This is a genomic window from Streptomyces sp. STR69 (genome assembly GCF_024519455.1).
Taxonomy (GTDB): Bacteria; Actinomycetota; Actinomycetes; order Streptomycetales; family Streptomycetaceae; genus Streptomyces.
The window spans coordinates 22,617-44,858 of record NZ_JALJRY010000003.1 but is presented as its reverse complement, the minus strand read 5'-3'; the positions used below and the strand labels follow the sequence as shown (position 1 = coordinate 44,858).

At 70.4% G+C, this 22,242-nt stretch carries 18 protein-coding genes and 1 pseudogene; 7 read left to right on the top strand and 12 right to left on the bottom strand.

Annotation, left to right across the window (positions count from 1 at the left end):
• Positions 1–170: 170 nt before the first annotated feature.
• Positions 171–1,811, top strand: coding sequence for an RICIN domain-containing protein (locus OC490_RS06425; RefSeq protein WP_262056834.1), 1,641 nt, complete (start codon positions 171–173; stop codon positions 1,809–1,811).
• Positions 1,812–1,838: 27 nt separating this feature from the next.
• On the opposite strand, the pseudogene OC490_RS49515 reads toward OC490_RS06425, so the two are convergent.
• The 4 genes and pseudogenes from OC490_RS49515 to OC490_RS06395 all read right to left on the bottom strand — a co-directional run.
• Positions 1,839–2,251: pseudogene (locus OC490_RS49515) on the bottom strand (NAD(P)-dependent oxidoreductase); the annotation flags it as partial.
• A 204-nt stretch (positions 2,252–2,455) separates the two neighbouring features.
• The gene (locus OC490_RS06405; RefSeq protein ID WP_262056832.1) at positions 2,456–3,127 is read right to left on the bottom strand and encodes a cyclase family protein; all 672 of its coding nucleotides are present in this window, start codon (positions 3,125–3,127) and stop codon (positions 2,456–2,458) included.
• Positions 3,127–4,713, bottom strand: coding sequence for a purine-cytosine permease family protein (locus OC490_RS06400; protein WP_262056831.1), 1,587 nt, complete (start codon positions 4,711–4,713; stop codon positions 3,127–3,129). The genes OC490_RS06405 and OC490_RS06400 overlap by 1 nt, the downstream gene beginning before the upstream one ends.
• A 210-nt stretch (positions 4,714–4,923) precedes the next feature.
• Positions 4,924–5,475 carry a hypothetical protein gene (locus tag OC490_RS06395; RefSeq protein ID WP_262056830.1) on the bottom strand — a complete coding sequence of 184 codons (552 nt, stop codon included), beginning with the start codon at positions 5,473–5,475 and terminating at the stop codon, positions 4,924–4,926.
• 359 nt (positions 5,476–5,834) lie between these two features.
• Between OC490_RS06395 and OC490_RS06390 the strand changes: the two genes are divergently transcribed.
• Positions 5,835–6,272: a protease inhibitor gene (locus OC490_RS06390; protein WP_262056829.1), complete on the top strand. Its 438-nt coding sequence runs from the start codon at positions 5,835–5,837 to the stop codon at positions 6,270–6,272.
• Positions 6,273–6,407: 135 nt separating this feature from the next.
• Here OC490_RS06390 and OC490_RS06385 read toward each other — a convergent pair whose 3' ends face one another.
• Both OC490_RS06385 and OC490_RS06380 read right to left on the bottom strand, forming a co-directional pair.
• The gene (locus OC490_RS06385) at positions 6,408–6,788 is read right to left on the bottom strand and encodes an STAS domain-containing protein (RefSeq protein ID WP_262056828.1); all 381 of its coding nucleotides are present in this window, start codon (positions 6,786–6,788) and stop codon (positions 6,408–6,410) included.
• 220 nt (positions 6,789–7,008) lie between these two features.
• Positions 7,009–8,511 (bottom strand): MFS transporter, encoded by a 1,503-nt coding sequence (locus OC490_RS06380; protein WP_262056827.1) that lies wholly within the window; start codon positions 8,509–8,511, stop codon positions 7,009–7,011.
• A 124-nt stretch (positions 8,512–8,635) separates the two neighbouring features.
• Between OC490_RS06380 and OC490_RS06375 the strand changes: the two genes are divergently transcribed.
• The gene (locus OC490_RS06375; RefSeq protein ID WP_262056826.1) at positions 8,636–9,478 is read left to right on the top strand and encodes an alpha/beta fold hydrolase; all 843 of its coding nucleotides are present in this window, start codon (positions 8,636–8,638) and stop codon (positions 9,476–9,478) included.
• On the opposite strand, the gene OC490_RS06370 is transcribed toward OC490_RS06375, so the two are convergent.
• Complete coding sequence (locus OC490_RS06370) at positions 9,472–10,125, bottom strand: TetR/AcrR family transcriptional regulator (RefSeq protein ID WP_262056825.1); 654 nt, start codon at positions 10,123–10,125, stop codon at positions 9,472–9,474. The genes OC490_RS06375 and OC490_RS06370 overlap by 7 nt on opposite strands.
• Positions 10,126–10,202: 77 nt before the next feature.
• Here OC490_RS06370 and OC490_RS06365 point away from each other — a divergent pair, with 77 nt between their 5' ends.
• From OC490_RS06365 to OC490_RS06355, 3 genes are read left to right on the top strand one after another with little or no spacing between them, the layout of a single operon-like run.
• Positions 10,203–10,640 (top strand): VOC family protein, encoded by a 438-nt coding sequence (locus OC490_RS06365; RefSeq protein WP_262056824.1) that lies wholly within the window; start codon positions 10,203–10,205, stop codon positions 10,638–10,640.
• Positions 10,641–10,690: 50 nt separating this feature from the next.
• Entirely contained in the window at positions 10,691–11,035 is a 345-nt protein-coding gene (locus OC490_RS06360) for an ArsR/SmtB family transcription factor (RefSeq protein ID WP_262056823.1), read from the top strand.
• Between the two features lie 6 nt (positions 11,036–11,041).
• Positions 11,042–11,569 (top strand): SRPBCC family protein, encoded by a 528-nt coding sequence (locus OC490_RS06355; RefSeq protein WP_262056822.1) that lies wholly within the window; start codon positions 11,042–11,044, stop codon positions 11,567–11,569.
• Positions 11,570–11,615: 46 nt separating this feature from the next.
• On the opposite strand, the gene OC490_RS06350 is transcribed toward OC490_RS06355, so the two are convergent.
• The 4 genes from OC490_RS06350 to OC490_RS06335 form a co-directional block, all read right to left on the bottom strand.
• On the bottom strand, positions 11,616–14,432 hold the full coding sequence (locus OC490_RS06350) for an NHLP bacteriocin export ABC transporter permease/ATPase subunit (protein WP_262056821.1): 2,817 nt from the start codon (positions 14,430–14,432) through the stop codon (positions 11,616–11,618).
• A gap of 1 nt (position 14,433) precedes the next feature.
• The gene (locus OC490_RS06345; protein ID WP_262056820.1) at positions 14,434–16,656 is read right to left on the bottom strand and encodes an NHLP family bacteriocin export ABC transporter peptidase/permease/ATPase subunit; all 2,223 of its coding nucleotides are present in this window, start codon (positions 16,654–16,656) and stop codon (positions 14,434–14,436) included.
• Positions 16,653–17,459, bottom strand: a complete 807-nt coding sequence (locus tag OC490_RS06340; RefSeq protein WP_262056819.1) for an HlyD family efflux transporter periplasmic adaptor subunit — start codon at positions 17,457–17,459, stop codon at positions 16,653–16,655. The genes OC490_RS06345 and OC490_RS06340 overlap by 4 nt, the downstream gene beginning before the upstream one ends.
• Before the next feature lie 95 nt (positions 17,460–17,554).
• Positions 17,555–17,770, bottom strand: a complete 216-nt coding sequence (locus OC490_RS06335) for a type A2 lantipeptide (RefSeq protein WP_262056818.1) — start codon at positions 17,768–17,770, stop codon at positions 17,555–17,557.
• Positions 17,771–18,529: 759 nt separating this feature from the next.
• Here OC490_RS06335 and OC490_RS06330 point away from each other — a divergent pair.
• Positions 18,530–19,930 carry a S1 family peptidase gene (locus OC490_RS06330; protein WP_262056817.1) on the top strand — a complete coding sequence of 467 codons (1,401 nt, stop codon included), beginning with the start codon at positions 18,530–18,532 and terminating at the stop codon, positions 19,928–19,930.
• 19 nt (positions 19,931–19,949) lie between these two features.
• On the opposite strand, the gene OC490_RS06325 is transcribed toward OC490_RS06330, so the two are convergent.
• Positions 19,950–22,157 (bottom strand): SpoIIE family protein phosphatase, encoded by a 2,208-nt coding sequence (locus OC490_RS06325; RefSeq protein ID WP_262057182.1) that lies wholly within the window; start codon positions 22,155–22,157, stop codon positions 19,950–19,952.
• Between the last annotated feature and the right edge of the window lie 85 nt (positions 22,158–22,242).

Sequence of the window (22,242 nt, the reverse complement as noted above, 5' to 3'; positions counted from 1 at the left end):
CGGTGCGAGGGAAGCAGAGTTGCCGGTGCTGTGACTTTCTTTCAAAGGTATGGAAGTTGCCCAAGTGCCTTGTTGGGTTCAGTGGGATGTGCAAGGGTGAAACGCCCGCGCGAGGGTAATGCCCGGGGCTCATTCACCTGTTGATGAACCGAATCCGAGGAAGCCACTCCGTGTCCCTCCCTCCCCCTCCTCGTCCTCCTTACCCGCCGCCGAACGGCGGGGCTCCCGAGGAATCCGACGAGACCCTGGCCGCCCGGCTGCGGGGCCGCCCGGAGGGTGAGGCCGCGCATTCCGTCGCGCTGCTGATGGCGCGGCACTGGCGGCCGGTCCAGGATTACGCGGAAGTCTGTCTCGCCGCCGCGGGCAGTGTCCCCGCCATGGCCGCCGCTGCCGCCTTCCACCAGGTGTTCGACCGGCTGACGTTCGGCGAACCGGGCGTGGCACTGCGCCCCCGGCTGCTGCTGACCGTGCGCGACACGATCCGGGAGTGGGCGGCGGAGGAGCGAATATCCGGTGTTCTGCCGGACCTGGAGAAAGCCTCCGGGGGCCGCGCGATGCGTTCTGCCAAGTCCATGACACCCGAAAATCGCAAGCTGGCCGAGCGCTCTTTCCAGACCCTTCAGCCGTTCGCCCAGTGTGTGCTGTGGCACACCGAGGTCGAGGCCGAGACGATAACCGTGCCGGCGGCACTGCTCGGGATGGATACCGACACCGCGTCGGCCGCTCTCCAGCAGGCGCACGAAAAATTCCGCGAGGGCTGTGTACGCGCCCACCGGGAACTCGCGCCGACCAAGGATTGCAGCTTCTACAACCGTCTCCTCGACGTCCCCATTCGACGCGGCGGCACACTGCTGCCCGATGTCCAGCAGCATCTCGCCCAGTGCCGCTACTGCCGATTCGCTGCCGAACAACTGAGTTATTTCGAAGGCGGACTGGGAGTCCTGCTCGCGGAGGCGGTGCTCGGCTGGGGAGCCCGCCCCTACCTCGCCTCGCGCCCCGGTCGCGCCCGCCCCGACAGCCGAACGCGGACCGCAGGACGGCACGGCGGACACAGCGGCGGCGGCACGGGACGGCACCGTCTGCTCTCCCGGCTCCCCGCGCCCGGCCGCCGCATCGTGGACGCGGCCAGGTCGGCCAGGTCGGGTCGATCGTCCCGCTCGTTCTTCGTCGGTGCCGGCCTGATCGGCGCCGGAGTCGTCGCCAGCGTCGTCGCCGTCAGCCTGTGGCCGGACCACGGCGGTACCGCCGACCCGGTCGCCTCCACCGGCGGGAACGGCGGCTCGGGACAGGTGTCGTCCTCGGCGCCCGGCACCGCCCGGCTCCCGGCCGTACCCCAGCGGACGAGGCTGCGCAACGCCGCGGCCGACCTGTGCCTGGACATCCGGGGCACCGTGAAGGCCGGTGCCGACACCAGTCTCGCGACCTGCTCCTCCGCCGAGACCCAGGAGTGGTCGTACGGGACCGACGGGCTGTTGCGCAGTGCGGCGAACTCCGGGCTGTGCCTGGACTCGCACGCGGACGCCGGTGTCGTCGTGCTCGGCACCTGCGCGGACGCGAAGGCCGAGCGCGGCAACGATGTCCGCTACGACCTCACCGTGCAGGGCGAGTTGCTGCCCCGCTGGGACTCCGGGCTCGCGCTCACCTCGACCACGAAGGACCCCGGTGCCGACATCGTCCTCAAGGTCCGCGACGGCTCGGCCTCGCAGCGCTGGCTGACCGACTCGGTGTCGGCCAGCCCCGGTTCACTGTCGATCGCCGGCACGGGAACCCCGTCCCCGCGCCCCGCGCACAACGCGGACCGGCTCAGCTGACGACATCACCCGGCCGCCCACCCGCCAGGAAACCGGCCGCGTTCGGGTGACGTAGTCGGACAGGCGCAGCAGCTCGTCGAGCGGGACATGACGGGCTCCGCCGAGCCGCGCCGTCGTCTCCTCGGGAACTGGGCGCCGGCCGGCGTGGACGACGGTCATGTCGAACGCGGCTGCCCGGCGGGCGACTTGCTGTCCGATGGCACCCACCCGCGATGCAGAGGGTCTTGCCGGACAGCTCGGTCGGCTAGCTCTGGAGCCGATGGTGCAGACGAGCACCCCTGGGCCTGCGCCGCGTCCACGTCGACGTGGTCGAAGCCGTGACTCGCGCACTGCACCGGCTCCAACTCCGGTGCTGTGGCGCGGTGTTCGGCGGTCACGGGGGAGAGCGCGGTGATCACGACGTGCGCCGCGCGCAGGGCCGCAGGGTCCTCGTCGACCGCCGACGTGGGGAGAGGGGCGCGGGTCAGGTGCGAGTGACACCCGGGTGCGGGGTCCCGTCGGTGACTGTGCGGGCGATCCGCTCGTCCGTGAGGTCCTGGCCGGTGAAGTCGGCCAGGTCCGGAGGCGGCCCACGCACCGAGCCACGCGCCTGCCACCGAGACGAATTGAGTCACGGGGCAAACGTAAACGGCGCGCGGGACGGATCAGAGGGGCCGCGCGACAGCCCGGACCGGCGCGCCGTCCGCCCCCGGCAGCCGTAGCGGAAACAGGAACAACTCCAGGTCCGGGAGGTCCACCAGCTGCTCAAGCCCCGTGAGGTTCTCGGCGATCACTCCGCCCGCGCCGCACAGCACCCGGTGGGCGGGCAGGCCGAAGTCGGCCGTCGTGTCGCCCGGTTCGGGTGTCGGATCGACACTGAGCGCGTCGACCGCGACCGTACGGACGCCCGCCTCGACGAGGGCTTCGGCGGCCTCCGGGGTGAGCCACGGGTGGGCGAGGTAGTCGTCGGTGCCCCAGTACGCCGACCAGCCCGTGGCGAGCAGGACCAGTGAACCCGGCCGTAGCCGCAGCCGGTTCAGCACGGGCGCCAGCAGTTCGGGCGTGATCGGCGTCCGCGCCGGCAGCCCCCGTACGTCGGCCACCACCGCCTGCCCGCCGAAGCGTTCCAGGGGCAGTTCGTCGAGGCGGGGCCACGCGTCGTCCACGTGGTACGGGGCGTCGACATGGGTGCCGGACTGCGAACCCATGTGCAGCTGAAGGACGTTGACGCCGTCGCGGGGGACGGTCAGGGCGGGGGAGATGTCGACGGCCGGGTCACCGGGATACACGGGCATCCCGGTGACGACGGGCACCGACAGGTCGATCCAGGCCGGCATCAGCTGCCCTCGGTGGCCAGTGCTGGGGCCACCGCTGCCGTTCCGGGGCCGGTGATCGGAGGTACCGGCACCTCGACGGTACGGGCCAGCCGCGCCCCCTCCGGCCCGTACACCGCACGGGGTTCGGGGAACAGCCGGAGCAGCGAGAGGAACAGGACGGCGGCCACGGCGAGCGACAGCGGCAGGCTGATGTCGACGCCGTTGGCCAGGTCGCCGAGCGGGCCGACGAACTGTCCCGGGATGTTGGTGAACAGCACGCCCACCACGGCGGCCACCCACCAGGCGGTCATGCCGCGCCAGTTCCAGCCGTGCGAGAACCAGTAACGCCCGCCGCGCTGACGGCGGTTGAAGACCTGGAGCGCGTCCGGGTCGTACCAGCCGCGCCGGGTGTAGAAGCCCAGCATCATCACGACCATCCACGGTGTCGTACAGGTGATGATCATCGTGGCGAAGGTGGAGATCGACTGCACGAGGTCGAGGCCGAAGCGCCCGATGAAGATGAACGCGATGGACAATACACCGACCAGCAGCGTCGCCCGGACCCGCGACAGCCGGGGGAACACCGACGAGAAGTCGAGCCCGGTGCCGTAGAGCGAGGTCGTGCCCGTCGACATGCCGCCGATCAGGGCCAGCAGGCACACCGGCAGGAAGAACCAGCTCGGCGAGATCGCGAGGAGGCCGCCCACGAAGTCGGGGGCGGACGGGTCGACGTACTCGGGTGCCTTCGTGGCGATGATGCTCGCGGTCGCCAGACCGAAGACGAACGGCAGCAGGGTCGCGATCTGGGAGAGGAACGCGGCGCCAACCACCTTGCGGCGCGGGGTGTTCGCCGGGATGTAGCGCGACCAGTCGCCGAGGAACGCGCCGAACGACACCGGGTTCGAGAGCACGATCAGCGCCGCGCCGATGAACGACGGCCAGAACAGCGACTGCGTGGCCGCGTCCGCCGAGGACGTGAAGACTCCGGCGTACGACGGGTCGAAGTCACCGGCGAACGCGATCGCGCCGAGCAGGAACAGGACCGTCGCGGACGTCACGGCGATCTTGTTGACGAACAGCATGAACCGGAAGCCGTAGACGCAGACCGCGAGGACCAGGATCGCGAACAGCGCGTACGCGACGACGTAGGAGAGCGTGCTCTGTTCCAGGCCGAAGAGGCGGTGCGCGCCGCCGACCAGGGCGTCGCCGGAGCTCCACACCGAGATGGAGAAGAACGCGACGGCGGTGAGGAGGGAGAGGAATGAGCCGACGACTCGGCCGTGCACGCCCAGGTGCGCGGAGGAGGCGACCGCGTTGTTCGTACCGTTGACCGGGCCGAACACCGCCATCGGGCACAGGATCAGCGCGCCGACGACTACTCCGAGGAGCGTGGCCGCGAGGCCCTGCCAGAAGGAGAGGCCGAACAGGATGGGGAAGGCGCCGAGCACACAGGTGGAGAAGGTGTTGGCGCCGCCGAACGCGACCCGGAACAGGTCGAGCGGGGTGGCGGTGCGGTCCGCGTCGGGGATGCGCTCGACGCCGTAGGCCTCGACCTCGGTCAGGGACTGGCTCGGCGCGGCGGGGGAGGGGGCGGGCTGCGAGGACAAGGGGGCTCCAGCGGGGGACGGCGGTGGAGCGCGGGGTGGCGCGACGGCGGTGTGGACGGCTGTTCACGCGCGCGGGGTGGGCGGGGTGAGCGGATGCCGTCCTCAGGGTGTCCGCCGACGCTACGGTCGGCCGCGATGCCCGCACCAGAGGACGGTTCATCCATCTTTCGCGCCGTGGGTGGAGGAATCGTCCACCCTGAGGCCCTGATGTCACTCGCTGTCGGTCGGGGTGTCCTCCGGTTCCGTGTCGGGGCCCTGGGCGCGGACCCGCTGGACGTGTTCGAGGGAGTCGCGCAGTTCGGCGAGCCAGTCGTCGGTGTGGCGCTGGACGAGACGGACGCACCAGGCGAGGGCGTCGCTGCGGCTGCGGGCCACGCCGGCCGCGATGAGGGTGTCGAGGACCTGGCGCTCGGGCTGGCGCAGCCGGGTCATCACGGGGGCGGAGATGTGGGTGAACAGGGAGCGATCCCCGGCGCACTCCACGCCCCACGAGACCTTCCTGCGGAACCGGTGCTCGGCCTCGCGGGCGACCGCGATCCGGGTCTCCCGGGTGCGCTCGCGGAACTCCTGGACGCGGCCCTGGATCGCCGCCTCCTTCTCGGCGTCCGAGACGTCCTCGGCGAGCTTGGGTGCGGGGATGCGGCCGATGACGGTGACCTCCTCGCGGTCGACCGTGACCTCGACCAGCTCCTCGAACAGATCGTCGGGCAGACGGCCGGTGAACCAGCCGCGAAGCTTCTCCTGCTGCTCTGTCGTAATCATGTAATGACGATTACTCGCAAGCAGTGCGAACGCAAGGGGCTGCGGTGGAGTGCGCCGAGAGCTGAAGCGGAATGTTTCGGGACTGTTTCAGGACGATTGGCGAGGGCGGGTAAACCGGCCAACCGGCCCGATTTCGCGATCAGGAAGCCCATGGTTCCGGGGTTCGCGCGTTCGAATTCTGTGACTTCACGCCACTGATTCAACACGCAAGGTTACTGAAACCTGTGGGTGGGATGTGTGTTCCGGCGGCGGACTCGGCAGAGTGGCGCCCGCCGGTTCGGCACCGACCGAGCGGGACCGGCATCTCTTCGAACCGATCCGTTCGTGATCGGTTCGTATCGAGCGGAAGGATGCACACAATGCGGAACACCGCGCGCTGGGCAGCGACTCTGGGCCTGACGGCCACCGCCGTCTGCGGGCCCCTCACCGGGACCGCCCTCGCGGCCCACGGCACCGGCCCGTCCGCGCTCTACGCCCCGTCGGCCCTGGTGCTGACCATGGGCCACGGGGACGACGCCGCCCTCGCCACACCGGAACGCGCCGTGACCCTCACCTGCGCGCCGACCTCCTCCGGCACCCACCCGTCCGCCGACCGGGCCTGCGCCGAACTGCGCGGCATCGGGGGCGACTTCGACGCCCTGGCGACCCGGAGCGATGTGCTCTGCAACAAGCTCTACCGCCCCGTCGTCGTCACCATCGACGGTGTCTGGCAGGGCAAGCGCGTCTCCTACGAGCGCGTCTTCTCCAACGAGTGCGTGAAGGACTCCTACGGGTACGGAGGTGTCTTCACGTTCTGAGAGACCGGGGTCGCACGGTCTCCGTGAGCATCAGGAAGGGTCCGTAGCTGGGGAGTGCGCACCCCTGTCGCGGAGCACTGCGATCCCGCACCAGGGGTCGGCCGGGCGGTGTGGGGTCGCCCGAGCCGGCCCCTGTCATCGTTGCGGCTTCTCCGGCCGGGAGGGCATCACGCGCAGCGGCGGAAAGCGGCCGGACAGACCCGAGGCGCGCAGCAGCCGGTCGATGCGCGGCCCGTCCGAGACGATCCGCAGCCGCCCGCCGCGTTCCCTCGCCCGCCGCTCGGCCCGGCACAGAACGCGCAGCCCCGAACAGTCGAGGAACTCGACGGGCCGCAGATCCACCAGTACGTCGGGCTCCTCGACCGCCGTCGCGGCGTCCAGGTGCTCGACGACCAGGCCGGCGGTCGCCATGTCGATCTCGCCCGAGACCTCGACCACCGTGAAGGTGCCGTACGGCCGTGTACGGGCACAGGAGTTGGCCGCGGGACTGTCGCGTTCGTCCGCTTCCGCTGTCATGGCCGCTCCACCTCGGCACGGGGCGCATTCGGTCTCGGTAGTTACCCCGGAGAAGCCCTGAACATCCATGACACGCCGCCCGCAAGATCTGGTTCACTCGACATGGTGAACTTCGGTCAGAAAGGTTGACTTTCTGTCAGTAGGACAGTGGAGAGGGGTCGCCGTCTCCCTGCGGACGGCGACCCCTCGGTCTGTGCGGCTCAGCTCTCGGCGGAGCGGATCACATGTGGACGACCGGTGCGGCGTCCGCGTCCTGCTGCGGAACCCCGCGACGGTAGAGCGCGAACGCGATCAGCGTGCCCGCGGCGAAGAAGCCCGCCGACCACCAGAACGCGGTGGTGTAGCTCTCGATCGTCGCCTGCGCCTGGACCAGCTTGCTGGACGCGTCCTTCCCGGCCAGGTAGTCGGTCGCGGCGCTCGCGGCCAGCGTGTTCAGCAGTGCCGTACCGATCGAACCGCCCACCTGCTGCATGGCGTTGACCGTCGCCGAGGCGACACCCGCGTCCTCGGCGGCCACCCCGCCCGTGGCGAGCTGCATCGCCGGCGGCATCACCATGCCGAGGCCCGCGCCGATCACGATCAGCTGCGGCAGCACATGGCTCGCGTAGGACGAGCCGACCCCGATGCCGGTCAGCCAGGCCATGCCGACCATGGCGATCGCGAAGCCCAGCGGAATGACGACCTTCGGGCCGAGACGCGGCACCAGGACCGTGGTGCCCACCTGTGCCATGACCATCAGCGCGCCGATCATCGGCAGGAACGCGACACCGGTCTTGGTCGGGCTGAAGCCCAGGTTCAGCTGGAGGTAGTAGGTGAGGAAGAGGAACACACCGAACATGCCCGCACCGGTGATCAGCACGGCCAGGAACGAGGCGCCCCGGTTGCGGTCGAGCAGGATGCGCAGCGGCAGCAGCGGGTGCGCGGCGCGGTTCTGCCACCAGACGAAGGCCGTCAGCAGTACGACACCCACGATCAGGAAGCCCCAGGTCTGCGGCGAACTCCAGTCGTGCGTCTCGGCGTTGGAGAAACCGTAGACGAGGGAGAACAGCCCACCGGCGACCAGTACCGTGCCCGGCACGTCCAGCTTGGAGCCCGCCGCGTCGCGGTGGTTGGAGAGCAGGACCCAGCCGCCGGCGAAGGCGACGAAGGCGATGGCGACGTTGACGTAGAGCGTCCAGCGCCAGTCGAAGGCGTCGGTCAGCACACCGCCGAGCAGCAGGCCCACCGCACCGCCGGCGCCCGCGATGGCGCCGTACACGCTGAAGGCCCGGGCACGCTCACGGGCGTCCGTGAACGTCGTGTTGAGCAGGGAGAGCGCGGCCGGTGCGAGCAGCGCGCCCGCGACACCCTGGAGGGCGCGAGCGGTGACCAGCATGCCGAAGCTGTTGGCGGCACCGCCGAGGGCGGAGGCGCCGGCGAATCCGACGACACCGACGAGGAAGGCGGTCTTGCGGCCGAACAGGTCGGCGATCCGACCGCCGAGCAGCAGCAGGGAGGCGAACGCCAGAGCGTACGCGGTGACGATCCACTGCCGGTTGCCGTCGGAGAAGCCGAGGTCCTTCTGGGCCGACGGCAGGGCGATGTTCACGATGGTGGCGTCGAGGACCACCATCAGCTGTGCGACGGCGACGATCGCGAGGATCCACCACCGCTTGGAGGAGCCCGTGGGCTGCGCCTCCAAGGCGCCCGACTGGGTGCCTTCGGTCAGAGTCTTCTGGGACATCGGGAACCACTCCAGGGAAGTCGTTCGGGGTTTACCAAAACGTAAACGAAACGGTTTCGTACACATCGACACTAGAGGACTTTCAGCGAAACGGCAACGTTTCGCTGGGGATGGGGATCCAGGCATGCGCAAGGGCGTGTTCGAGGCCGACGGGGCCGGGCTGTACTACGAGGTGCGCGGCAGCGGCCCGGCGCTGTTGATGATCAGCGGGGCCGGGGGAGACGCCGGCTACTACGACGGCGTCGCGGAGATCCTTTCCGACGCTTTCATGGTGATCTCCTACGACCGGCGCGGCAACTCGCGCAGCACCGGCCGGTCCGGGACACCGATGGACCTCGCCGTGCAGGCCGCCGACGCCCGCGCGCTCGTGGACGGCCTGGCCGGCGGGCGGGCGCTGGTGTTCGGCAACAGCGGGGGCGCGATCATCGGACTCACGCTGGCCGCACTGCACCCGGAGGTGATGACGGGCCTGATCGCCCATGAACCGCCCGCCGTGAACGTCCTGCCCGACGGCGACCCCGGTCGCGGCTTCTTCGCCGAGCTGGCCGCGCTGTACGCGCAGGGCGGGGCCCCGGCGGCGGGCCGCCGCTTCGCCGAGACCACCCGCGGTGAGGGCACGTACCGCTGGCCCGGCGACCTGTGGAAGCGGTTCCTCGGCAACCAGGACCACCTCTTCGGTACGGAGTGGTCGGGCTTCGCCGCCTTCCGGCCCGACGAGGCCGCGCTCAAGTCGGCCCCGTTCCCTGTGGTGTTGGGCGCGGGAGCGGAGGACCGGGGCACGTACTACGCCCGCCCGTCGATCGAGCTCGCCCGTCGGATCTGCGTGCCGTGGGCCGAATTCCCCGGTATCCACATGGAGTTCCTGCGTGACCCCGCCCGATTCGCCGCGGCGGTACGGGTGTTGGCGACACAGTTGCACAGCCGCGACGGCGACGTCCCCGAACGGTGGAAGGGGGCGGCTCAGTGAGAGTCGAGGAGCTCCGTGACCAACACCCGTCGCAGCCAAGCTTGGTAGGCCTGCCGAGTCCAACCCCGGTGCCTGCGCAGGAGTTGATGCATGTGCGGTGACGCGAGCGCGTAGAGCGTGTCGGCGGCGGTGCGCGCGTCGAGGCCCGCGCGAAGGGTCCCGCGCTCCTCGAGTGCCGTGGTCAGGGCCAGATGTACGCCGTACGTCGCCTGGGCTCCGGCGTCCGCCGAGGCCCGCATGTCCGGATCGGCGCCGGCCGCCTCGACGGTCACCATGATCAAGTCACCGGCGCGCTCCAGCAGTTCGGTGATCTGGTCGACGGTACGGCCGATCGCGCGCCCGGGGTCGGGCTCGTCGCGGATCTCCAGGGTCTCGGGGCGGTCCGGGACGGCGACGGGCTCCTCGTCGCCGGCGATCGCGACACCCAGGGTGTGCCCGAACAGGGCGGCCTTGGTGGGGAACGCGTCGTACAGCGTGCGCTCGCCGACACCGGCCAGCGTCGCCACGTCCTTCATGCGCGTGCCCGTGAACCCCTTCTCCGTGAACAGCCGGGAGGCCGCGTCCCGGATGCGGGCGCGGGTCGCCGCGGCCGTCTCGGCGCGCTTGGCCGAGCGGTAGGGCCGCTTCTGGTTGACGGGGTCGGGCATGGGGAGGAGTCTAGATGGAAATCGTCGCAGTCGTACTGCGGTGAAATGGAACCAGTGCGATGAGGAGTGTGGGTGTCATGCCGGAGCTCGCCGGAATCCACCACGTGAAGCTGCCCGTCACCGATCTCGACCGCTCGCGCGACTGGTACGGCCGTGTGCTCGGCTTCAAGGTCACACACGAGTTCCCGGATGCGGACGGTGTCGTGCGCGGGGTGGCGGGGGAGGTGCCGGGGCTCGGCGACTCGATGCTCTGTCTGCGGGTCAACTCCCAGGCCGCGCAAGGGTGTCAGGGCTTCGACCCGGTCAGTTTCGCTGTCCGGGACCGCGTCGATGTGGAGGCCTGGGCCGCTCACCTGGACGCGCTCGGCATCCCGCACTCGCCGGTGATCGAGGCGTCGATCGGCTGGCTGCTGGTGTTCAACGACCCCGATGGCCTCGATCTGCATCTGTACAGCTGGACGGCGCACGGGGTGGATCACGAGGGTGTGGCGGGGTACGGTCGCCCGGTTTCCTGACCGCTGTGCATGCCTTGACCGGCATATAACCACAGGGGCATATTGGAGCCATGTCCGACGCCTCGCTCTGGACCGCCCTCGCCGATCCCCACCGGCGGGCCATCGTCGCCCTGCTCCTGGAGCGGCCCCGGCCCGTCGGTGAGATAGGGGAGGCCTGCGGTCTGAGCCAGCCCAGTACGTCGAAGCACCTGCGGGTGCTGCGGGACGCGGGCCTGGTCCGGGTACGACAGGACGCACAGCGCCGGGTCTACGCCCTCGACCCCGCCCCGATCGCCGCACTCGACGCCTGGCTCGCCCCCTACCGCGAGCTGTGGAACCGCAGCCTCGACAGGCTGGGCCGGCGCCTCGACGAGACATCGGACGACGCCGACCGGAAACCCGCCCCGAAGGACTGATCCGCCATGTCCGTCGATCTCACCGGTACCTATCTCACCCTCGACGACGGCCGCCCCGCCGTTCGTTTCAGCCGCACCTACGACCAACCCCTGGACCGCGTCTGGCAGTTCGTGACCGACCCCGACGAACTCGCCCAGTGGTTCCCCTCACGCGCCGAGTTCGATCTGCGTCCCGGCGGCACGGTCACCTTCAGCGGCGACCCCAACATGCCGGAGTCGACCGGCCGGGTCATCGCCGTGGACGCGCCCCGGCACCTCTCCTTCGAATGGGGCGGCGACGAGCTGCACTTCGATCTGGAGGAGATCGAGGAGAAGCGCACCCGCTTCACCCTCACCAACGTCCTGGGCGCCGAGGACACCGCGTCCCGCAACGGCGCCGGCTGGGAGGTCTGCCTCGGCGCCCTGGACGCGAAGGCCCGTGGCGAGCGCGCCGAGGGACCCCGTACGGGTGCCGGTGTGCCCTGGAAGGAGTTCTACGACGGCTACCTCGCGGCCGGGATCCCCTCCGGCGCGCCCGTGCCCGGCCTGGACTGACGCGTGCCGGGCGGGGATCGACACATCCCGGAGCCGGGCCGACCCGTCACGCCATCTGCCGCCGCACCAGCTCGTGCAGCCGGCCACCCGTGTCCGCCAACAGCTGGGCGGGCGGGCCCTGTTGGGCGACCTTGCCGTCCTCCATGACGACGACACGGTCCGCGTCCAGCACCGTCGACAGGCGGTGCGCGATGACGATCCGGGTGGCGTTGAGGGCCTTCGTGCTCTCGATCACCGTGCGCTGGGTCTCGTTGTCGAGGGCGCTGGTCGCCTCGTCGAAGAAGAGGATGCGCGGCCGGCGGATCAACGCCTGGGCGATCATGAGGCGTTGACGCTGGCCGCCCGAGACCGCGCCGCTGCCCGCGACGATGGTGTGCAGGCCCATCGGCATCCGCTTGATGTCCTCGGCGAGCCCCGCCATCTCGGCCGCCGCCATCGCCTCCTCCGGCGTGAACGGCTCGGTGCCGCAGATGACGTCCAGGATGGAACCGGTGAACGGCTGCGCGTGCTGGAGCACCACCCCGCACTGCCGTCGTACGGCCGACTGGTCGAGGGCGCCCAGGTCCTGGCCGTCGTAGAGGACGCTGCCTGAGACCGGTTTGTCGAAGCCGATGAGGAGGCGCAGCAGGGTGGACTTGCCACAGCCGCTGGGGCCGACGATCGCCACGAACTCGCCCGCCCGCACCTCGAACGACACGTCGTCGAGGACGAGGGGGCCGTCGTCGGCGTAGCGGAAGGACAGGCGGCGGGCCTCGATCGCGCCGGACAGCCGGCCGGGGCGGGTGCTCGCGGTGCGGACCTCCGGGGCCGCGTCCAGGACCGGCCTGATCTCCTCGAACAGCGGCAGCGCGGAGACCGCCGAGACGAAGGCGCCGGTGAGTTGGGTGACGGAGGTCAGGACCATCGTCACCGAGGTGTTGAAGGTGAGAAAGGCGGCGGCCGACATCGAGCCGCGTGCCGGGCCCGCGAGCAGCATGAACATCAGCAGAGTGCAGACGGGCAGATACACCGCGCCCAGCACCGTGGTGAGGTTCTTGATCCGGCCGACCTTCTGCTGGAGTTCACGGCTGCGTGCGAACTCGGCGGCCCAGGCGGCGTAGGCGTAGTTCTCGGCCGCCGCGACCCGCAACTTCGGTAGTCCGCGCAGCGTTTGGAACGCCTGGTTGTTCAGCTTGTTGCTGAGCACGACCAGCCGGCGCTGCCAGCGCACCTGCCACAGGCCGAGCCCCAGGAACACGGCCGCGATCACCACGAGCATGCCGATCGCCGCGAGTGCCATCGAGGGGCTGTACCAGAACAGCAGGCCCAGGTTCATCGCGCCGACCGTCATGGATTGGGCGACGACAGGGCCGACTCCCGCCAGCAGACGGCGAATTGAGCTGATGCCCATCGCCGCGCTCGCCAGCTCTCCCGTCGAGCGTTCGGTGAAGAACTTCGTCGGCAGCCTCAACAGACGGTCCCAGACGGCCGGTTGGAGCGTGGCCTCGATCCGGCCCTCCAGGCGGAGGATCGTGAGGTTCTCCAGCAGCATGAAGGCCGCCGCCACCACGCTCGTCACCATCACGGCCAGACAGACCTGGACGATCAGGCCGGTCTGCGCCTTCGGCACGAACTCGCCGAGCACCTTGCCCGTCGCGATGGGCACCAGCGCCCCGATCGCGACCGTCACCAGCCCGCTGATCAGCAGGTTGGAGAGGTCGCTGCCGGTGCCCTGCATGCTGAAGCGCAACAGTCCGAGCGGGCTGAGCCGCCGTTCGGGCAGCGGGCGGTAGAACATCACCGCGCGGGGGTCGAACTCCTCCGCGTTCGCCTTCTCGATCGGTGTCTCGCGCCCGGTCGCCGGGTGGACGGCCACGTACCCGCCGCGCCGCCACAGCAGCGCGACCGGCGCTCCGGACAACGCCCGATGGCCGACCAGCGGACCGACATTGTCCCGCCACCAGCGCCCGTCGAGTCGTACGGCCCGCACCCGGACCCGGGAGGCGAGGGCGATGCGCTCGACCGGGTCCAGCCGGTCGCTCTCGCTTCCGCTCTGCGCGGGTTCCGCGAGGGTGATGCCTGCTGCCTCGGCGACCAACCTGCAGGCCGCGTACGACGCGTCGGCATCGGCGGCCGTCGTGCGCCGGGCCGAGGACTTGCCGATCGACGCCAGCAGCGTCCGGTCGGCCTGCGCGCGGACCGCCTCACCGGCCTTGATGCCGGCGGCGGTTCGCGTCTCGTGCGTCCGCTCCAGCTGCTCGATCCACTTGTCCAGCGTGGACAGCAACCGGTACTGCTGGTCGACCATCCCCTGCCAGACACCCGGGTCCATCAGCAGATCGGCCGCCGCCTCCGCGCCGTACATCGACCCGTACTGCACGCTGCCCGGCGGGACCTGCATCCAGAAGACGTCGTCGTCGGTGAGCGCGGCGGCCCGTTCGGTGGCCATCGGAGCCTGGAAGAGAATGGAGAGGCCGCGGCCGACACCGAGGGCGAGGGCGTATTCGAGCGGGCTCGAAGTCGGCGGCACGTACTGGGGGTTGCCGTACTCGTCGTACGACCAGGTTTGGGTGTTCGCGGGCTGGTACAGCTCGCGCAGGCCGATACGGTGCACCACGCAGTCCCGCAACGGGCGTGCCACCAGCGTGTGTTGGGGACCGGTGACCGGGCCGAGCAGCAGTGAGCCCGCCTCCAGCCGGCCGAGGTGGTGCCAGTGCCCCTGCTGTACGGCGTCCACCGCGAACAGGTCGATGGCACCCGACGCGACCAGCCAGAGCACCTGCGGCCCTTCTAGGTCGAGGCGGTTGAATCCGGTGCAGTCGATCGGCGTGCCCAGGGATCCCAGCGCGCCGAGGACCAGGTCGCCCTCCTGAACCGACGTCATCTCACCGCTCCTTGACCAGCGTGGCGTACACGCCGCCGGCCGCGACCAGGGCCTCGTGCCGCCCGCGTTCCACGATCGTGCCGTGTTCGAGGACCACGATCTCGTCGCTGTCGCGCACGGTGCTGAGCCGGTGTGCGATCACCACGCAGGCACAGCCGCGCTTGCGGAGGTTGTCCATCACGACCAGCTCGGTCTCCGCGTCCAGGGCGCTCGTCACCTCGTCGAGCACAAGGATGCTGGGCCTGCGGACCAACGCCCGTGCGATCTCCAGGCGTTGGCGCTGACCGCCGGAGAAGTTGCGCCCGTCCTGCTCGACCCTGCTGTGGATGCCGCCGGGCCGCCGCATCACCACGTCGTACAGGGCCGCGTCCCGCAGCGCGTCCGTCACGGCCTCGTCCGGGATCGACGGGTCCCACAGGGCCACGTTGTCGCGGACCGAGCCCTCGAAGAGGAACACGTCCTGGTCGACGAAGGAGACGGAGGCGGCGAGCGCGCCGCGCGGGATGTCCTCCAGGCGGTGGTCGTCGATGCGGATCACGCCTTCCCAGGGCGTGTAGAGACCCGAAATGAGCCTGGAGACCGTGGACTTGCCGCTGCCGGAGCCGCCGACCAGTGCCACCTGCCGGCCCGGTCCGACCGTGAGCGAGAAGCCGGTGAGGAGGGGCTTGTCGAGGGGGCTGTAGCCGAAGGTGATGTTCTCCAGCTCGACGTGCCCCTGCAGACGGCGGGTCGAATCGGCGCCGCCCGCACGGGAGTAGAGGGGATCGGCCTGGAAGTTCTCGACGTCCTTGAGGCGGGCCACGTCCGCCGCGAAGTCCTGGATGCGGCCCGCGACGCCGTTGAGCCGGGTGATCGGCGCGGTGAAGCGGGTGACCAGTGCCTGGAAGGCGACCAACAGGCCGACGGAGATGTGTCCTTCGACGGCCCGCATGCCGCCGATCCACAGGATCAGCGCGCTGTTGAGCGAGGCCAGCGTCGGCGCGACCACGCCCAGCCAGGCGCTCGGCACCCCGAGCCGCTGCTGCTCCTCCAGGGTGGTGGCGTGCTGCCCGGCCCACTTGCGGAAGTAGCCGTCCTCGCCGCCGGTCGCCTTCATCGTCTCGATCAACTGGAGCCCGGTGTAAGCGGTGTTGGTGAGCCGGGCGGAGTCGGCGCGCAGTTTCGCGGTACGGGTCGCGCGCAGCCGGATGACGACCCGCATCGCCACCACGTTCAGCAGCGCGACACCTATGCCCACGTACGTGAGTTGGGGATCGTAGGTATAGAGGAGCACCGCGTAGAGCACCACGACCACCGCGTCCACGCCCGCCGCCGAGAGATCGCGGGCCAGGGTCTCCGCGACGGAGTCGTTCGACTGGAGGCGCTGCACCAGGTCGGCCGGGCTGCGCTGGGAGAAGAACGTCACCGGCAGCCGCAGCAGATGGCGCAGGAAGCGGGCGCTGGAGAGCGTGGAGGAGATGATGCGGCCGTGCAGCAGGTTCGCCTGTTGCAGCCAGGTCAGCACCAGGGTGAGCAGCACGCAGGTCCCCATCGACGCGAACAGCACGCCCAGCAGGGAGGTTTGACCACCTATCAGGAACATGTCGATATAGGTCCGGCTGAGCGCGGGCATCGCCGCGCCGACCAGGACCAGCAGCAGGCTCGACAGGACGGCGGCGGGCATCGTGCCCGCGGTGCCGCGCAGCCGGGCGGGCATCGCACCCAGGACGCCCGGCTTGCGCCCGCCCTTCTCGAAACCGTCACCGGGCTCCATGACGAGGACGACTCCGGTGAAGCTGGAGTCGAAGTCCTCCATGGGCACGAACCGGCGGCCCTTGCCGGGATCGTTGATGTACACCCCGCGGCGGCCGAGGCGGCGGCCCATGCCGTCGTAGACGACGTAGTGGTTGAACTCCCAGAACAGGACGGCGGGGGACCGCACTTCGGCGAGGGCGGCGGTGTCCATCTGCATGCCCTTGGCCGTGAGGCCGTAACTCCGCGCTGCTTTGAGGAGGTTGCTGGCACGCGAGCCGTCGCGGGAGACACCGCAGGCGATGCGCAGTTCCTCCAGCGGGATGTGGCGGCCGTAGAAGCCGAGGACCATCGCGAGGGACGCGGCGCCGCACTCGACGGCCTCCATCTGGAGGACGGTGGGTGAACGGACCGTCTTCGCGCGGCCCTTGGGGACCGGGCGCTTCGGCGGGGCGGAACGGCGCCGGGAACGGGTGTCCTGTGCGAGGCTCACGGCAGCAGCCAATCGAGGGGACGCTGATCGGCCAGCCGGATCGAGGCCGAGGCCATGGTCATGGAGGTGAGGGCGAACGGCGGCCCGTCGACGGACGACCACTTGTAACCGCTCTTCGTGCGGGCCGACTTGTCGAGTTTCACGAGCACGGCCACCGGCCTGCCCTTCTTGGTGAACTGCTCGCCCAGTTGGCTGTCCCCGAGGAACGCGGCGATCTGCTGCGCCGACTCGGCGGACCGGTCCACCGCCTTCACCCGGCCGCGCAGCACGCCGTAGGTCTGCGTCGGAACCGACGAGACGGTCAGGTCGACGGCGGCGTTCGCGGGGATGGCAGCCGCGCTCTCGGCGGGGACGTACACCGTCGCGTAGAGGGGGTCGGCGGCACGTGCGACCTTCTCCACGGCGGCGACGTTCGCGCCGGTCTGGATGATCTGGCCGATGGTGGCGGCGAGCGCGGTGATCCGGCCCGCGGCGACCGTGCGCACGACGGCGTCGCCGTCGGCCGTACGGACCTTGAGGACAGGGGAGTTGGCCGGCAGCCGTGCGCCTTCCTGGGCGACGACGGCGGTGACCTGTCCTGCGACCGGGCTCTGCAGGATGTAACTGCCCTCCCCGTGCGTGAGGATGGCGGACGCCCCGACCGTGGAGGCCACGGAACCGGTGACCGCCCACACGGAGGCGGCGGCCACGACGACCACCGTCACACAGAGCACGAGCCAGCCCTGGGGACGCGCGAAGCGCACCGGAAGATCGAGCTCTTCGGGCGACTGCAGCTTGGCGAGGGCCTGTTGGCGGAACTGCACGGGACTTCCCTCACCTGTGGGAGAGATCTTCTACGGCAACCCGAGAGTCCCGGAGCCGGGAAACGGCTCCGGGACTCGGTGGGGCTAAGGCGCGATCAGAGACCGGCGACCAGGTTCGTGACCGGGTTCACGTTCAGGCCGGTGACACCCTCGACGGTGCCGACGACCGTGTCGACCAGGCCGGAGACCGGGGCGACGCCGTCCACCAGGCCGGTGACGGTGCCGAGGGCGTTGAGGGACAGACCGCCGGAGACGTTGTCGAGCTCGGCGTCGGAGATCTCGACGGTCTCAACCTGGGGGGTGGAGTTCATGGGGGAACTTCCCTTCATATGGATATTCACAAGGGGGGAGCGGCCCCCTCTGGGGACAGACGACGGCCGCGACCGCAGGCGCCGGGCGCCGTTTCCGGAGCCCTGGTGGCTCCTGCGGTGCGATGGATCAAAGCACGCTGCGAACGGGCGCAGCCAATCAAACTCCTGTCCCACCAGGGCACTTGGGCCTCAGGAGGCGCGAACCGTGCAGGCGTGGGCACGAGGTGTCGGCGAGTTCTTCACACGCTGCACGGCATCGCTCCGCGGGAGGGCTTGCGGAGCCGAAGCGGAATCGGGCACTCCCCACCAAAGGTGTTTCCGGGGGTGTGTGCATGTGCAGATCCGTCGAGTCCAGTGACTTCGTTGGGTACGCGCTGTGCAGATTCCCTGAAGCGAGGATTCCACTCACCGTTCTCGACGGACCGTCACCGGCCGGTCGCGTTCGGTTCCGGTCCGGGAGCGAGTGAACTGAGCGCGTGCGCGCGGCGGTTCGGGCGGCCACCGATTCGATCAAGACATCCACCCGCTCGCCGGACACCTGGCCCGAAGAGCCCACCACACCTGTGGCACAGGCCCGCAGCCACCTCGTACCCCTGTCGGGTCAGGACTGGGACATGGCCGATTCGCGTTTTTGCAAAGGAAGTTGAGAAACGGAATTGAACACCTCACGTGACACGTGCGTATCAACGGGCATCCAGGCGCCCCCATAAGCCGCCACCCCCGGCGGCACAGACCCCGGTCCCCAGGAGGTCGAGAAGTTTGAGTCACAAGCGAATTCCGAAGCGCAAGGCCGCGATAGCTGTCGGCGGTGTCGCTGCACTCGGAGCGGCGGCGATCCTGCTGCCGAACGCCAACGCGTCCCAGGACAACTCGGCAGGCGCCGCCACCCCCAAGACCCTCAAGGCGACCGGCGCCTCGGACCTCTCCTCGCAGATCGCCGGACTGCTCGGCGACGCCTTCGCCGGGTCCTACTACGACAGCGCCACCCAGCAGCTCGTCGTCAACGTGATCTCCGGCGACAACAACAACGTCGTCGTACAGGCGGAGAAGGCCGGCGCCAAGGTGCGCGAGGTGCAGAACAGCACCGCCGAACTCACCGCCGCCGCCAAGGTGTTGAAGACCAAGGCCACCATCCCCGGCACCGCATGGTCCGTCGACCCGAAGACCAACAAGATCCAGGTCCTCGCCGACAGCACCGTCACGGGCAGCAAGTGGGACACCGTGCTGTCGACCGTCAAGAGCCTCGGCACGGACATGGCCACGGTCAAGAAGACCGGCGGCTCCTTCAAGACGCTGGTGTCGGGCGGCGACGCAATCTTCGCCCAGACCGACCAGGGCGGCGTCCGCTGCTCCCTCGGCTTCAACGTCACCGCGAGCGACGGCACCCCCGCCTTCCTGACCGCCGGACACTGCGGTGTCGCGGCGAAGCAGTGGTCGGACACGCAGGACGGCCAGCCGATCGCCACGGTCGACCAGGCCGTCTTCCCCGCCAACGACTTCTCCTTGGTGAAGTACGACGACCCGGCCACCCAGACCACGAGCGACGTCAACGTGGGCAACGGCCAGACCGTCCAGATCACCCAGGCCGAGGACGCCACGGTCGGCACCCAGGTCTTCCGGATGGGCTCCACCACCGGTCTGCACGACGGCACGGTCACCGGTCTCGACGCGACCGTCAACTTCCAGAGCGAGACCGACCCCAACGGTGTCGACACCGTCAACGGCCTCATCCAGACGGACGTCTGCGCCGAGGCGGGTGACAGCGGCGGCTCTCTCTTCACCCAGGACGGCGGCGCGGTCGGCCTCACCTCCGGCGGCAGCGGCGACTGCACCAGCGGTGGCGAGACCTTCTTCCAGCCGGTCACCGCCGCGCTGACGGCGACGGGGGCCACCCTCGGCGACGCCGGTGCGGGCGCGGGCGCGGGTGCCGGTGCGGGCGACGACACCGCCACGGCGGACCCGTCGGCGACCGCCGCCGACCCGTCGGCCACCGACGGCACCGGCGACCAGTCCGGAGTCGTGGACCCGTCCGCCACTGACGGCACCGGCGACCAGTCCGGAGTCGTCGACCCGAACGCGACCGACGGTACCGGCGATGCCACCGGCGACGGGACGGGCACCGGAGCCGACGACGGCTCCTCGCTCACCTCAAGCCACTGATCCGACCCCTTCCAGCGTTTCAGGTCGGCGGTGGATCGGTCCGGCCCTCCGGCGGGAGGGCCGGACCGCCCTGCGTTCCGGGTCGGTCCGGGCCCGGCTCGCGCGCCCGCAGCAACAGCAACGCCACGTCGTCGATCCGCTCCCGCGCCGCCGCACTGTGCCGCACGAGTTCGTCGGCGATCTCCTCCAACGGCAGGTCCCCGGCCTCGGCGAGCCGTTGCCCCAGTTCGGCGAGGGCGTCCTCGATGTCGACACCGGGCGACTCGATGAGCCCGTCGGTGTACAGCGCGAGCACCGAACCGGGCGCGAGACTCACCTCCGTCGTCGGATAGGTCGCGTCGGCGTCGATGCCCAGCAACGGACCACCGGCCAGGTCGAGCACCCGCACCCGCCCGTCCGGCCGGCGCAACAACGGCGGCGGATGACCGGCACGCGCCATCACGGCCGTACCGCGCGCGGGATCCAGCCGTAGATACAGACAGCTCGCGAACAGCTCCACCCCCAGGTCGATCAGCAGCCGGTTGGTGCTGCGCATGACCTCCTCCGGGGCCTGACCGACGGTCGTGTACGCACGGACGGCCGTCCGGATCTGGCCCATCAGCCCGGCCGCGGTCACGTTGTGGCCCTGGACATCGCCGATCACCGCCGCCGGACCCTCCGTCGTCACCAGGTCGTAGAAGTCGCCGCCGATCTCCATGCCCTGGGTGGCCGGCAGATAGCGGGCGGCGGCCTCGATACCCGGCAGCGACGGCAGCGAGTGCGGCAGCAGCGCGGCCTGCAGCCCGTGCGCCAACTGGTGCTTCGCGTCGTACAGCAGCGCACGCTCCAGCGCCTGCGCGATCAGCCCGCCCAGACTCGTCAGCACCGCCCGCTCGTCGGCGGGGAAGACATGCGGCTCGGCATACGCCAGCACACAGGTGCCGACCGGCCGCCCGGACACCACCAGCGGCAGATACGCCCAGGCCGCGAACCCGTCAGGAGTGGCGTTCCGACTCGGATACAGCCGCTCCAGGTCCTGCCGCGAGTCGAAGAACGCGGGCACACCGCTGGTCAGCGCGGCCGTCCCCGGCGTCGGCTCGGTCAGCGCCATCCCGTCGAAACGCTCCACCACCTGCGGATCGGGATAACCACGGTGTCCCAGCACATGCAGCCGCCCGCCCCGCGAACCGAGCACCACCAGCGCCTGACTGCCCCCCGCCGGCGCGACCTCGTCCGCGATCAACTGCACCACGTCCTCCACCCCGACCGCCTCGGTCAGCGCCCCCGCCAGACTCAGCACCTGGGAGATGGACACAAGGCGCGACGGCCCTTCTCCTGCCCTCGGCGCCGTCCGGCCCAGCTCCGTCACCGCCCGCGCCCGGCTGATCCGCACACTCAGCCCGGTCGTGTTCGGATACATCCGGAACGACAGCCACTCGCCCGGCGGACGCAACGCCACGAACGACGTCACCTGCTGACTGAGCAGCGCGGCCCGGTAACGGTCCTCGTACACCGGGTCGTTGAGCCAGGGCACCGCCGCCCACAACTGGGTGCCCAGCAGACCGCTCACCGACATGCCCAGCAGCTCCCCGGCCGCCGTGTTCGCGAAGCCCACCCGCCCGTGCAGATCCAGCGAACACAGCCCGTACGGCAGCCGGGCCACCATCCGGGCCGCCTCGACCGTGCCCAGCGTCCCGGCCACACTCCTCGCGGGCCCCGTCGCCAGCAGATCGGGCTCCGCACGCGCCGGGCGACGCTCCTCCATGGCCCGCTCCAGCCGCACCGCGAGCCGGGCGCAGGCACTGGTCAGCTGCTCGCGGTCCCGGTCGGAGAGCACCGGCGGATGCGAACCGGGCCAGGTCACGAAGACCGAGCCGTAGACCGTGGACCCGGTGGCCACCGGCACCGCCGCCAGCGCGAAGGGATACGGCAGCACGACCGCGATCCGCGGATAGCGGCGGGCCATGTCCTCCTCGCCGCCGACCCAGATCAGCCGCCGCTCCCGCACCGCCTCGGCGACCGGGATCGGGGCGCTGAGCCCGACCCGCTCCCACGGCGCGGCGAACGCCCGGGGCAGGCCCGCCATCACCGCCATCTCCAGCACCGGTTCGTCGGGCGTCAGCAGATACACCGCGCCCGAGTGCGCGTGGACGGCGTCCATCATCGCGGCCAGCGCGAGCGACAGCATCGGCCGGCCGACCGGTGTCTGCGCCTGCCGGGACAACTGCCCGTCCGACACGCCGACCACCTCCTCGCCCGGCCGCGCGGTCCCGGTTCCCACGGATCAGGCTCCACCCTGGCGGCCCGACGCGCACGGCGAGCGGTGCCGCCCG

Bases quoted from the DNA above. Each gene is read 5' to 3' on its own strand.
- OC490_RS06405 (WP_262056832.1), bottom strand. From the start codon at position 3,127: ATGCCGGCCTGGATCGACCTGTCGGTGCCCGTCGTCACCGGGATGCCC.
- OC490_RS06395 (WP_262056830.1), bottom strand. From the start codon at position 5,475: ATGATTACGACAGAGCAGCAGGAGAAGCTTCGCGGCTGGTTCACCGGC.
- OC490_RS06390 (WP_262056829.1), top strand. From the start codon at position 5,835: ATGCGGAACACCGCGCGCTGGGCAGCGACTCTGGGCCTGACGGCCACC.
- OC490_RS06385 (WP_262056828.1), bottom strand. From the start codon at position 6,788: ATGACAGCGGAAGCGGACGAACGCGACAGTCCCGCGGCCAACTCCTGT.
- OC490_RS06380 (WP_262056827.1), bottom strand. From the start codon at position 8,511: ATGTCCCAGAAGACTCTGACCGAAGGCACCCAGTCGGGCGCCTTGGAG.
- OC490_RS06375 (WP_262056826.1), top strand. From the start codon at position 8,636: ATGCGCAAGGGCGTGTTCGAGGCCGACGGGGCCGGGCTGTACTACGAG.
- OC490_RS06370 (WP_262056825.1), bottom strand. From the start codon at position 10,125: ATGCCCGACCCCGTCAACCAGAAGCGGCCCTACCGCTCGGCCAAGCGC.
- OC490_RS06365 (WP_262056824.1), top strand. From the start codon at position 10,203: ATGCCGGAGCTCGCCGGAATCCACCACGTGAAGCTGCCCGTCACCGAT.
- OC490_RS06360 (WP_262056823.1), top strand. From the start codon at position 10,691: ATGTCCGACGCCTCGCTCTGGACCGCCCTCGCCGATCCCCACCGGCGG.
- OC490_RS06355 (WP_262056822.1), top strand. From the start codon at position 11,042: ATGTCCGTCGATCTCACCGGTACCTATCTCACCCTCGACGACGGCCGC.
- OC490_RS06350 (WP_262056821.1), bottom strand. From the start codon at position 14,432: ATGACGTCGGTTCAGGAGGGCGACCTGGTCCTCGGCGCGCTGGGATCC.
- OC490_RS06335 (WP_262056818.1), bottom strand. From the start codon at position 17,770: ATGAACTCCACCCCCCAGGTTGAGACCGTCGAGATCTCCGACGCCGAG.